The 11,728-nt window shown below is 70.6% G+C and carries 10 protein-coding genes; 8 read left to right on the top strand and 2 right to left on the bottom strand.

Features of this window, described 5'->3' with window-relative positions:
* Positions 1-108: 108 nt before the first annotated feature.
* Positions 109-903 (bottom strand): 3'(2'),5'-bisphosphate nucleotidase CysQ, encoded by a 795-nt coding sequence (gene cysQ / locus AC16DP_RS50390; RefSeq protein ID WP_329734414.1) that lies wholly within the window; start codon positions 901-903, stop codon positions 109-111.
* Between the two features lie 175 nt (positions 904-1,078).
* Positions 1,079-1,291, bottom strand: a complete 213-nt coding sequence (locus tag AC16DP_RS50385) for a hypothetical protein (protein WP_329734415.1) — start codon at positions 1,289-1,291, stop codon at positions 1,079-1,081.
* A gap of 120 nt (positions 1,292-1,411) precedes the next feature.
* On the opposite strand from AC16DP_RS50385, the gene AC16DP_RS50380 reads away from it, so the two are divergent.
* The 8 genes from AC16DP_RS50380 (at position 1,412) to kdd (ending at position 11,719) form a co-directional block, all read left to right on the top strand.
* Complete coding sequence (locus AC16DP_RS50380; protein ID WP_329734416.1) at positions 1,412-2,011, top strand: hypothetical protein; 600 nt, start codon at positions 1,412-1,414, stop codon at positions 2,009-2,011.
* A gap of 46 nt (positions 2,012-2,057) precedes the next feature.
* A complete protein-coding gene (locus AC16DP_RS50375) occupies positions 2,058-2,582 on the top strand; it encodes an FHA domain-containing protein (protein ID WP_329734417.1) in 525 nt (174 codons plus the stop codon).
* A gap of 79 nt (positions 2,583-2,661) precedes the next feature.
* Positions 2,662-3,924 (top strand): Stp1/IreP family PP2C-type Ser/Thr phosphatase, encoded by a 1,263-nt coding sequence (locus tag AC16DP_RS50370; protein ID WP_329734524.1) that lies wholly within the window; start codon positions 2,662-2,664, stop codon positions 3,922-3,924.
* 107 nt (positions 3,925-4,031) lie between these two features.
* Positions 4,032-7,004 (top strand): carboxypeptidase regulatory-like domain-containing protein, encoded by a 2,973-nt coding sequence (locus AC16DP_RS50365; RefSeq protein ID WP_329734418.1) that lies wholly within the window; start codon positions 4,032-4,034, stop codon positions 7,002-7,004.
* Positions 7,005-7,172: 168 nt separating this feature from the next.
* A complete protein-coding gene (gene coaBC, locus AC16DP_RS50360; protein ID WP_329734419.1) occupies positions 7,173-8,393 on the top strand; it encodes a bifunctional phosphopantothenoylcysteine decarboxylase/phosphopantothenate--cysteine ligase CoaBC in 1,221 nt (406 codons plus the stop codon).
* Between the two features lie 147 nt (positions 8,394-8,540).
* Entirely contained in the window at positions 8,541-9,488 is a 948-nt protein-coding gene (locus AC16DP_RS50355; protein ID WP_329734525.1) for a uracil-DNA glycosylase, read from the top strand.
* Between the two features lie 28 nt (positions 9,489-9,516).
* The gene (locus AC16DP_RS50350; protein ID WP_329734420.1) at positions 9,517-10,524 is read left to right on the top strand and encodes an alpha/beta hydrolase; all 1,008 of its coding nucleotides are present in this window, start codon (positions 9,517-9,519) and stop codon (positions 10,522-10,524) included.
* Positions 10,525-10,687: 163 nt separating this feature from the next.
* Entirely contained in the window at positions 10,688-11,719 is a 1,032-nt protein-coding gene (gene kdd, locus AC16DP_RS50345; protein ID WP_329734421.1) for an L-erythro-3,5-diaminohexanoate dehydrogenase, read from the top strand.
* Positions 11,720-11,728: the final 9 nt, after the last annotated feature.

Raw genomic sequence — 11,728 nt, 5'->3', positions numbered from 1 at the left:
GTGCCCCAGGGACTCAGCGCCGACAACGCGCCCATTGCCCCGCCAGCGCGTCCATTTCCCCTCCACTGCGTCCATTTCCCCTCTCCCGAGGGGAGAGGGAATATTGGCTCAGCGTCCCTCGAGCAGCGCGAGCCAATCCGGGCGGGAGTCGCCGAAGGCGAGGAAGGACGGATTGAGGATCTGCTCCTTGTTGTAGACGAGCCTTCGTCCCGCCAGGTCCGTCACGGCGCCGCCCGCGGCCTCCAGGACGCACTGGGCCGCCCCGGTGTCCCACTCGCAGGTGGGCTGGAGCCGCGGGTAGAAGTCCGCCTTGCCCTCGGCGACGAGGCAGAACTTCAGCGAGCTGCCCATATTCGCGGTGCTCGCCGTGGTGAGCCGTTTCAACAGCGCCTCCACCTGGGGGCCCGCGTGGTCCTTGCTCGCCACGATGACGAGCCGCTCGAGGTTCGCCGGCCGGGTGCGGATGGCCTCTGGCGCCTGGCCGGGCCGGGCCACGAAGGCCCCCGCGCCCTTCTGGCCCCAGTAGGTGACGCCGGTGACGGGCACGTGCACCACGCCCAGCACGGGCTCGGAGCCGGAGATGAGGGCGATGTTCACGGTGAACTCGCCGCTGCCCTTGATGAACTCCTTGGTGCCGTCGAGCGGATCCACCAGCCAGAAGGTGCGCCACGAGCGCCGCCCGGCCACGTCCTTCTCGCTGGACTCCTCGGAGAGCACGGGGATGTCGGGCGTCAGCCGCCGCAGTGCGTCGAGGATGAGCGCGTGCGAGGCCTTGTCCGCGGCCGTCAGTGGGGAGTCATCCCCCTTGCGCTCGACGGAGACGGCGCCTCCATGGAACGGGAGCGTGGCCCGTCCGGCCTCCCGCGCCACCTCGCACACGGCCGCTACCAGGGCTTCATCCATCTTCGTCATGGTGGAGGGCGGGGAAGTACCGGGCGCCGTTCCCCGTGACGGCGCTCATCGGTGGGTCCGAGCGGGGAGCTCGGGATTCCGGCTGGGGACTGACTTCCGGAGACGTACGGTCCAGGGCTCCGGGCGGCGCAGCCGGCACGCCGCTTCACTTCACGACTTCGTCACTTCAGGAGGCGTGGGGCAGCTTGCGGCGGCCTATGCCATCCTCCGCGTCGTCCGACTCGTAGTAGAGGGTGGCCCCTCCCTCGTCGTAGACGACCAGCACGCGCTCACTCCGGTCCAGCAGGCCCGTGGCGGCGGCAGCCGCCTTGCGGACCAGGGTCTCGGTCCGCGCGGGACTCTTCTTGGTGTTGCCTGTACGCGTTGACGCACCGGGCATGTGGGAAACGACTCCTTGGAACCCTCCCGTACAGGGTGGGGGTAACGTGCTATAGCCAACGTAAACCCGCGTTGACAAGCGCTTGACAAGCCCTGGCCGGAAGCGAGGTAAGGAAGCGTCATGAATCGTCGCCTTGTGCCCTGCGTCCTGTTCACCCTGTGTCTCGCCTCGGCCGCACTGGCCCAGCCCGCTCCCCAGCCGCCCTCGCCCACGCCTCCCTGGGTCCCCCGGGCGGCCTACCTGGGCACCTTCATCCGCCCGGACGTCATCGCCCCCCAGGCCCGCATCCAGTGGCAGCTCGTCTTCTTCCAGGGCCGCACGGATGCCCTCGGGCTGCTCATCGAGCCCATGGCGGCCCTCGCCGTGGTCCGCCCGTCCACCGTCGTCGAGGGGGAGAGCGTCCCCATGACGTCCTTCCAGTACTACTCGCTGATGTTCGCCCTGGGGTACACCAGCCGCCGCGGGCCCGGCTGGGAGTGGGGCTTCCAGATCGGCACCGGCCCCACCTGGCTGCACGCCCGCTTCCAGAATGGCCCCAAGGACGAGGAGTCCTACCTGGGCGGCCTGCTGGATGGGCGGGCGCGCATCGGCTACCGCTTCAGCTCCGTTTCCCTCGGCTTCACCGTGGGATATGGTGATCCCTACAACTACAGGCGGTCGAGTCTGTCCCGGTCGTATGTGGGCGGACTGCAACTGGGATTCTATGCGGACTGGCGCTAGGCGCCTCTGGACCCCCACCCCCCGGGTGGGGTGAAGTGTGTAGCGAATGGTCGAGCTTCTCAGCCTCCACATCGGCCGCTTCCAGCGAGAGCGGGCGGACTATGAGCGCACGCTGCCGGCGGCGCTGCTCGTGTTCTCGCCCGCGCCCTCCCTGCTGAGCGCGTCCGAGGGGGACGACGACGACGAGACGCACCACCACTTCAAGACGCTCACCAGCGTGTCCACGCCGATGCTGGGGGTGGGCGAGCCCATCGTCTTCCCGGTGGTCAAGAATCAGGAGAACGCGTTCGGCCGGGGAATCACCGTGGGGCGCACGGGCAACAACGACGTGGTGCTGGACGACGGCACGGTGTCGCGCTTCCACGCGTGGTTCCAGCGCGAGACGGATGGCCGCTTCATCCTCACCGACGCGGGCTCGAAGAACGGCTCGTTCGTGGGAGGGGTGCGGTTGACCCCGCGGCGCCCCTCTCCCATCACGGACGGGACGAAGCTGCGCTTCGGCCAGGTGGAGGTGACGTTCTACCTGGCGAGTGGTTTCACGAAGGTGTTGTCGCGGCGGGTGGGACCGTGAGCTTGTCAGCCCTTTCACGGGCTTCGAAACGTGTGATTCACCCCTTTCGAGGGAACAGGGAGCGTTCGCGGTGCCATTGATGACAGAGGCGTTCGGTCAGACGGACGTGGGCCGGAAGCGGCAACACAATGAAGATGCGATGCTCGTGGACGCCCCGCTCGGCCTGTTCATCGTGGCCGATGGCATGGGAGGGCACGCGGCGGGCGAGGTGGCCAGCAACCGTGCCACCGAGGTGGTCCGCCAGCACATGGTGTCCAACCGGCACCTGCTCAAGGACCTGAGCACCAACACGAGCCAGGACGCGCGCAACGCGGCCCAGGCCCTGATGGAGGTGGCCATCCAGCGCGCGTGCGCGGACATCTTCCGCATGGCCCTGGCGGACCCCACCAAGCGCGGCATGGGCACCACCTTCGTGTGCCTCGCCGTGAGCGGCAACAAGGGCGTCATCGGCCATGTGGGTGACTCGCGCATCTACCTGGTGCGTCACGGCCAGTGCCACCGGCTCACCGAGGATCACACCCTGGTGGCCGCCCAGCTCAAGGCCGGCACCATCACCAAGGAGCAGGCCGCCACCTCGCAGTACCGCAACGTCATCACCCGCGCGGTGGGCATCCAGGAGTCCGTCCAGGTCGACACGCTCATTGTGGACCTGTTCCCGGGGGACCTGTTCCTGCTGTGCTCGGACGGTCTGCACGGCTACCTGGACGACGACGAGGTGCTGCCGCTGGTGCAGGGCACGCAGCCGGCGGAGCTGCCCAAGCGCTTCGTGGACCTGGCCAACGAGCGCGGGGGCAAGGACAACATCACCGCGGTGGTGGTGAAGGTCTCCGGCGAAGGCACCATGGAGGCGGAGACCTCCGAGGCGCAGAGCCGCATGGAGGCGCTGCGCAAGATTCCGCTCTTCCGCCACCTCACCTACAAGGAGCAGACGGCGGTGCTGTCCATCGCCACCACGCGCACCTTCCCGGCCGGGAGGGAGATCGTCGTGGAGGGCCAGCCGGGCGAGGAGCTCTTCGTGGTCATCCGGGGCCGGGTGGTCATCGAGAAGAGCGGGGTGGAGATCGCCGAGCTGCGCCCGGGTGGGCACTTCGGAGAGATGGGGCTCATCGACAACGCCCCCCGTTCGGCCACCGTGCGGGCGGTCGAGCCCACGCGCACCATGGTGATTTCACGCTCGGATCTGATGGGACTCATGAAGCGCGAGTCCATCCTGGCGGTGAAGATGCTGTGGAGCTTCGTCCAGGTGCTGTCGGACCGGTTGAGGGCGACGAACTCGGAGCTGAGCGAGGCGAGGCAGGAGCTGGCGGTGGCGCAGGCCATCCAGCCGTTCGCCGAGGAGTAGTGAGCACCCGGCGGGCGGAAGGCGTCCGCCGGGCGACTTGGCCGGAATGAAAGGCCAGGAATGTCGGTTGGCAGGCCGGTCGCGGGGGTAACGTCCCGCGCCGTCCCATGCGCAAATGGCTCGTCATAGGGGCGGCAGCCGCCCTGGTCATCGTGGCGGTGGCGGTGTTGTGGCCTCAAGGTACGCCACCGCCGCCGCCGTCGTCCGCCGTGGATGCGTCCGCGGCCCGTGTGTTGCCCGACTTCGAGGCGGTGGAGGTGTCCTCCGGCAGTGAGGAGGGCCTCACGCTGACGGGGCGGGTGTTGGACTCCGCGGGCCGGCCCGTGCCCGGCGCGGAGGTGTTCCTGTCCGCGAGCGCGCAGAGGACGCTCACCTCGGTGCGGTGTGACGAGTGTGGGCAGGCGCTGCTGGCGTGTCCGGCGCGGGAGAGTGGCCTGCACGCGCTGGCCTTCTTCGAGCAGGCGCGGGGATTCCTCCAGCCGAAGGCGACGGCGCGCACGGACGGGCAGGGGCGCTTCCGTTTCGAGCACCTGGCCGGGGTGTCCTTCTCCGTGTGGGCGAGGGCGCCGGGCTTTGGCGCGGCCATGCGCGAGCGCGCGGCCCCGGGAGATCCGGTGGACTTGTTCCTGCCGCCCCTGCGGAGCATTGGCGGGCAGGTGGTGGACGGGGCGGGCCGGGGACTGGCGGGGGCGCGGGTGTACGCGGTGTCGCGCAAGGTGCCGCTGCCGTCCGAGACGGTGGCGGGGCCGGATGGGCGCTTCACGCTGTCCGGGCTGGGCGAGGGCCCCTTCTACGTGCTGGCGAGCGCGGAGGGCTTCCTGCCGGCGGTGGAGCCGCTGGTGGAGGCGGGCCCGCAGCCGGTGCGGTTGAGGCTGGAGACGTCGCGGACGCTGGAGGTGCGCGTCATGCGGCAGGGCACGCCGGTGACGGCCACGGTGCGGCTGAAGGCGGACCACCTGTCGCGGGAGGCTCGAGCCGAGGGCGGGGTGGCGCGCTTCGAGGGCCTGTACCCGGACGAGCTGGTGGTGACGGCCGAGGCCGGGAAGCTGGGCGCCATTCCGCGCACGCTGACGCTGAGCGAGCAGTTCACGCAGGTGACGCTCGAGCTGGAGGACGCGGGCACGCTGCTGGTGACGGTGGTGGACGAGGCGGGGGAGCCGGTGGCCTCGCCGCAGCTGGTGCTGCGCACGTCACGGGGCAGGCCCATCCAATCGCAGAAGGCGGCCACGGGAGCGCTGGTGCAGTTCGGCCCGCTGGCGGTGGGCGACTACGTGCTGGAGGGCAAGGCGGAGGGCTACCGGGACGCGCAGCTGCCGGCGCGGGTGAAGCAGGGCGAGACGACGCTGGAGCTGGAGCTGGCCCGGGCCACGCTGATTCGCGGGCAGGTGTTGGACCAGTACGGCCGGCCGGCGCCCAACGTGTCGGTGCTGGTGCAGCCCACGGGCGACGCGGTGTCGGCGGACGGAGAGGGCAACTTCACGGCACCGGTGCCCACGCCGGGCCTGTACGAGCTGCACGCGCACCACTCGGAGTGGGGCGGTGGGCAGGTGAAGGCGACGGCGCCGGCCGAGGGGGTGAAGCTGGAGCTGGAGCCCCGGGCGGCGCTGGAGGTGACGGTGATGGGGGAGGGGCGCCGGCTGGAGGGCGCCGACGTGGTGCTGTGGGTGGACAACGAGAACATCTTCCGGAGCGACACCTCGTCCGGGCCGGACGGAATGGTGCCGATGCGGGGGCTGCCGGCGGGGACGTACTCGATGGTGGCCGCGCACAAGGACTACCTGCCCTCGGATCGGCAGAAGGTGGTGGTGGCGGACGGGCAGACGCAGAAGGTGACGGTGACGCTGGAGCCGGGAGCGGTGATTCGCGGCGAGGTGGTGGACACGCGGGGCGCGCCGGTGGCGGAGGCCTCGGTGTCGGTGCTGCCGCGGATGGCCGAGCCGGTGGTGACGGATGGGCAGGGGCGCTTCGAGGTGCGTGCGCTGAAGCCCGGGCGGCCCTACCTGGTGGAGGCGCGGCACGCGAAGTTCGATCAGCGCGAGCGTGTGCAGGCCTCACCGGGGGGAGAGGCGGTGCGGGTGGTGATGGAGGAGCGCGGGACGTTCACGGGCCGGGTGGTGGCATCCAACGGGGAGCCGGTGAAGCGCTTCCGGCTGGACGAGCACGACGTGTCGAGCCCGGACGGACGCTTCGAGGTGGCGCTGCAGACGGCGGGAGATCGGCTCATCGTGTCGGTGGAGGCGCCGGGCTTCGAGCCGTTGATGGTGGACAAGCCGGCGCAGCCGAGCGACCTGGGAGACCTGGTGCTGGAGCGGGCGCCATCGGTGACGGGGCTGGTGAGGGACGAGGGAGGGGGACCGGTGGCGGACGCGGTGGTGGGGTGTGATGCGTGCGAGGACTCGGTGCTGACGGGGCCGGACGGACGCTTCACGCTGCCGAGCCCGGCGTTCGTGGCGAGGTTCACGGTCTCGGCGCGCAAGGGGAGGCTGAGCGCGTCGGCGCAGGCGTCGCGCGAGGGGCAGCAGCCGGTGGAGCTGGTGCTGAAGCCGGCGACGAAGCTGTACGGGACGGTGTACCGGGCGGACGGCACGCCGGCGGCGGGCTTCCAGCTGGAGGGAGTGAACGCGGACCGGGGCGAGCCTGTGAACATCGTGACGGGGCCGGACGGGAAGTACAGCGTGGACGTGGCGCCGGGGAACTACCGCTTCGCGCTGGGAGCGGCGCGCGAGTTCTCGGGAGAGCCGGCGCTGCTGGTGCAGGTGGAGGGAGGGGAGAAGCGATTGGACATCGGGCCGGCACCGGGGACGGCGTCGGTGACGGTGCAGCTCACGCCCGAGAGGGGCAACGCGCTGTGGGTGATTGCCGGGGACGTGGGGGCGGTGAGCAGCCCGCCGACGGCGCTGCTGAAGGTGGGCTACGGACAACTGCTCTACCAGCCGAGGGGCGAGCGGGTGACGCTGCAGGGCTTCCCGCCGGGGCGCTACACGCTGGTGTGGACGAACTTCCACACGGAGATGGAGGGAGGCCCGGTGATCCGCACGGTGCAACTCCCAGCCTCGGGAGACATCGTCCTCGGTCCGTGAGCAAGATTCCCTCTCCCCTCGGGAGAGGGTCGGGGTGAGGGTATCGAGGCCCCAGGTTGGATCCGCGTCAACCCCCTCTCCCTCTGGGAGAGGGTGGGGGTGAGGGTCTTCCCGCCTGTCCGTGCACTGGGGTTGCGAGCCCGACCTGGCCCGCGTAATGAACCCGGTATGGAAGCTTCGGCTCTGCAGGGGCGCCGGGTGATCGTCGGAGTGGGAGGCGGCATCGCGGCGTACAAGGCGTGCGAGCTGGTGCGCGAGCTGGGGCGTGCCGGGGCGCAGGTGCGAGTGGCGATGACGGAGGCGGCGAAGCAGTTCGTCACGCCGCTCACGTTCCAGGCGCTGAGCGGGCACCCGGTGCTGACGGACTACTTCGATCCGGCGCAGGAGGGGAACTTCGGGCACCTGGACCTGGCGCGCTGGGCGGAGCTGTACGTGGTGGCGCCGGTGACGGCGGACCTGCTGGCGCGGATCCGTGCGGGGATGGGGAACGACGCGGTGACGACCTCACTGCTGGCGTTCCGAGGGCCGGTGTTGCTGGCGCCGGCGATGAACGTGGCGATGTGGGAGAACGAGCGGACGCAGGAGAACGTGGCGGCACTGCGAGCGGAGCCGCGCTTCCAGTTCGTGGGTCCTGGGGCGGGGATGCTCGCCTGCGGAGACGTGGGAGCGGGGCGGCTGGCGGAGGTGAAGGACATCGTGGAGGCGGCGGAGCGCCTCTTCGCTCCGGGCCCACTGGCGGGCCGGCACGTGCTCATCACGGCGGGGCCCACGCGCGAGTACCTGGATCCGGTGCGGTTCATCTCCAACCCGTCGACGGGGAAGATGGGGCTGGCGCTGGCGGAGGCGGCGCGGGGGTTGGGAGCGAAGGTGACGGTGGTGCTGGGTCCGGTGGGGGCGGTGGAGCGGAGCGGCTACGAGGTGGTGGACGTGGTGAGCGCGGAGGACATGGCGCGCGAGGTGCTGGCGAGGGTGGACGAGGTGGACTGCTTCATCGCCTCGGCGGCGGTGAGCGACTGGAAGCCGGAGACGCGAGCGGAGCAGAAGGTGAAGAAGTCGGAGGGCCCGGAGACGCTGACGCTGGTGCGCACGCCGGACGTGCTGGCCGAGGCGTCGCGGCGGGTGTCGGGGAGGGCGAAGCGGCCGGTGCTGGTGGGGTTCGCGGCGGAGACGCAGCGGGTGGTGGAGTACGCGCGGGACAAGCTGGAGCGCAAGAGCCTGGACGCGATCGTGGCGAACGACGTGTCGGCGCCGGGAGCGGGCTTCGGGGTGGACACGAACCATGTGACGGTGCTGACGCGGGACGGGAAGCAGCGGGAGCTGTCCGGGACGAAGCGCGAGGTGGCCCGGTCCATCCTGGGGCTCATCCAGGACCTCCTGACCCCTCGATAGTAAGGACCCCAATCAGTCCCCCGGGGACCCCAATCAGTCCCCAACGGATTTCCACCATGGCGTCGTACTCGACGCTGGGGTAAGCGTACGGGCACCCTACCCGGCAGGCGGTTGAACCGGGGCGTCCGGACCCATAAACCCAGAGTCATCGTGAGCGAAGCCCCCGAGACCTCGCAGGAGTTGAGCGAAGTGCTGGAGGATCTGCGCCGTCACCTCCTCTGGCAGGAGGAGGACGGTGGCCGGTTCCTCCAGGTAGACGCACGCCTGGCCGCCGAGCTGCGCGGAGCGGGACTCGCGCGTCTGCGAGCCCAGACGGCGAAGCCCGCCCCGGCCGTGGCCGCGCAGCCCGCGCCCGCCGCCCAGCCGCCCCCGAGAGCCCCGGCTCCCGAGCCCGAGCGCCCGCTGGCCGCCCGAGCCCCCGAGCCCGCTCCCGCGCGCCGGGAAGCCCCCGCGTCGAGGCTCATCGAGGCCCCTGCCCAGGTGGTGCGCCCGACCGCGGGTCCGCTGCCCGGGGTGGTGGAGGGCGAGCGGCCGACACTGGATGAAATCCGCCGCGAGCTGGGCGACTGCCGCCGCTGCAAGCTGTGCAACGGACGCAAGAACATCGTCTTCGGCTCGGGCAACCCGCGCGCGGAGCTGGCCTTCGTGGGCGAGGGCCCCGGGGCGGACGAGGACGCGCAGGGCGTGCCCTTCGTGGGCGCGGCGGGCCAGCTGCTGACGAAGATGATCGAGGCGATGGGGTACCGCCGCGACGACGTCTACATCTGCAACGTGGTGAAGTGCCGTCCGCCGAACAACCGCAACCCGGAGCCGGACGAGGTGACGGCGTGCGAGCCGTTCCTGCTCGCGCAGCTCCGGGCGGTGCAGCCCAAGGCGATCGTCGCGCTGGGCAAGTTCGCGGCGCAGACGCTGCTGCGCGACACCACCCCCATCACGAAGATGCGGGGCAACTGGCGTGAGTACGAGGGCATCAAGCTGATGCCCACCTTCCACCCGGCCTATCTGCTGCGCCAACCGGCGGAGAAGAAGAAGGCGTGGGAGGACCTGCAGCAGGTGATGAAGTTCTTCGGCAAGCAACCCGGGCAGCGAGGCTGAGCCGGGAGGTCCCTGGAGGGGGAACGCGATGAAGGGAGTCCTCGAGACGCAGGAGATGCACTCGCCGGCGCTGGAGTCCAATGCGCTGGGAGATCCATCGCGGCGTCAGCTGTTGGTGTACCTGCCCCCGGGCTACGCGGAGGGCACGCGGCGCTACCCGGCGGTGTACTTCCTCAACGCGTTCTCCAACAGCGGCAAGTCGTGGACGAACTTCTCCGCCTTCTCGGTGAGCGTGCCCGAGCGGCTGGACGCGCTGGTGGCGGCGGGGACGATTCCCCCGGTCATCGGCGTGTTCCCGGACGGGTGGACGTCGCTGGGCGGCAGCCAGTGGGTGAACAGCGACGCCATCGGCCGCTACCGGGACTTCCTGGCCAAGGACGTGGTGGGGTGCGTGGACCGCACGTACCGCACGCTGCCCAAGGCGGCGGCGCGCGCGGTGGTGGGGCACAGCTCGGGCGGCTACGGCGCGCTGGTGATGGGCCGCTACCACCCGGAGATCTTCTCGCACCTGAGCGCGCAGTCTCCGGACGCCTACTTCGAGTACTGCTACCTGCCGGATCTCCCCAAGGCCGCCTCGGCGCTGCTCAAGGCGGGCGGAGTGGACGCCTGGTACCAGGACTTCACCCGGCGGGCCCGCGAGACCAAGGCGCGCGGCGAGGACTTCAGCGTCATCAACGTGCTGGCCATGGCGGCGGCCTACTCGCCGAAGAAGGGCGAGCCGCTCAACCTGGAGCTGCCCTTCGACGCGCAGACGGGCCGCATGCGCCTGGACGTGTGGAACCGCTGGCTGGTGCATGATCCGGTGCGCTTCGTGCCCAAGTTCCTGGACGCGTTCCGCAAGCTGAAGACCGTGTTCATCGACTGCGGCTCGCGCGACGAGTTCAACCTGCGCTGGGGCGCGCGGATGATGGCCGAGGACCTCAAGAACGGCGGCGTCGAGGCCGTGCACGAGGAGTTCGAGGACGGCCACACCGGCGTGAACTACCGCTTCGAGCGCTCGCTGTCCGTCATCGGTCCGCGGCTCGCGATCGAGTAGGCGCCCGGGCGTTTCTCACTCCCTGGAACGAGGCCGGCGATGACGCGGGGCGTTGTCGCCGTCCGGTCACGTTGCCTCTGGCGCTCCACCGTTCCCCCGGGTACACGCTAGCCGTGTATCCCGAGCGGGTGGGACACGTGCCCACCCGAGGCCTGGAGAAGCCATGAGCATCGACCGATACGGATTGTCCCGCGTGGTGGGGGAGAAGGGCGTGCTGCCCCAGCGGGCGCGCAAGCTCGAACCCTCGCTGCCCTGCCGGGAGGCCGAGCTCCTCATCGACGTGGAGAGCCTCAACATCGACGCGGCGTCCTTCAAGCAGATCAAGGACGACGTGGGCGCGGAGCCGGCGCGCATCGCCGCCCGCGTGCAGGAGATCGTCCGCGAGCGCGGCAAGATGCAGAACCCGGTGACGGGCTCGGGCGGCATGCTGATCGGCCGGGTGAAGGAGATCGGCCCCAAGCACCCGGCGCGCGGCGAGCTCCAGCCGGGCGACCGCATCGCCACGCTGGTGAGCCTCAGCCTGACGCCGCTCGTCATCGACGAGGTGAAGGCCGTGCACCCGTCCATCGACCGGGTGGACATCCGCGGCCACGCCATCCTCTTCGCCACGGGCCTCTACGCGAAGCTGCCCACGGACATGCCGGACACGCTGGCGCTGGCGGCGCTGGACGTGGCGGGCGCGCCGGCCCTCGTGGCGCGGTGGCTGCGCCCGGGCATGACGGTAGCGGTGCTGGGCTCGGGCAAGAGCGGCGCGCTGTGCCTCGCGCAGGCGCGGCGCAGCCTGAAGGGCCAGGGCCGGCTGCTGGCCCTCGACATCTCCCAGCAGGCGCTCGATACCCTGCAAGGCATCGGGCTGTGCGACGTGGGCCTGAAGGTGGATGCCACCCAGGCGGTGGACACCATGGACGCGGTGTCCCGGGCTACCGATGGCGCCCTGTGCGACCTGGTGATCAACTGCGCCTCGGTGGGGAATACGGAGATGGCCTCCATCCTCAGCGCGAAGGACGGCGGCACGGTCATCCTCTTCTCCATGGCCACGAGCTTCACCGCGGCGGCGCTGGGTGCCGAGGGTGTGGGCAAGGACGTGACGATGGTGGTGGGCAGTGGCTACGTGCCCGGGCACGCGGACTTCACGCTCGAGCTGTTGCGCGCCGAGCCCGCCCTGCGCCGCCTCTTCGAAACGCGTTACGTATAGTAAGGTGCC

This window comes from Archangium sp. (assembly GCF_057119385.1).
Note: the sequence above shows the minus strand (reverse complement) of the source record. Positions and strands in the feature narration are given on the sequence as shown.

Bases quoted from the DNA above. Each gene is read 5' to 3' on its own strand.
- AC16DP_RS50380 (WP_329734416.1), top strand. From the start codon at position 1,412: ATGAATCGTCGCCTTGTGCCCTGCGTCCTGTTCACCCTGTGTCTCGCC.
- AC16DP_RS50385 (WP_329734415.1), bottom strand. From the start codon at position 1,291: ATGCCCGGTGCGTCAACGCGTACAGGCAACACCAAGAAGAGTCCCGCG.
- cysQ (WP_329734414.1), bottom strand. From the start codon at position 903: ATGGATGAAGCCCTGGTAGCGGCCGTGTGCGAGGTGGCGCGGGAGGCC.
- AC16DP_RS50370 (WP_329734524.1), top strand. From the start codon at position 2,662: ATGACAGAGGCGTTCGGTCAGACGGACGTGGGCCGGAAGCGGCAACAC.
- coaBC (WP_329734419.1), top strand. From the start codon at position 7,173: ATGGAAGCTTCGGCTCTGCAGGGGCGCCGGGTGATCGTCGGAGTGGGA.
- kdd (WP_329734421.1), top strand. From the start codon at position 10,688: ATGAGCATCGACCGATACGGATTGTCCCGCGTGGTGGGGGAGAAGGGC.
- AC16DP_RS50350 (WP_329734420.1), top strand. From the start codon at position 9,517: ATGAAGGGAGTCCTCGAGACGCAGGAGATGCACTCGCCGGCGCTGGAG.
- AC16DP_RS50365 (WP_329734418.1), top strand. From the start codon at position 4,032: ATGCGCAAATGGCTCGTCATAGGGGCGGCAGCCGCCCTGGTCATCGTG.
- AC16DP_RS50375 (WP_329734417.1), top strand. From the start codon at position 2,058: ATGGTCGAGCTTCTCAGCCTCCACATCGGCCGCTTCCAGCGAGAGCGG.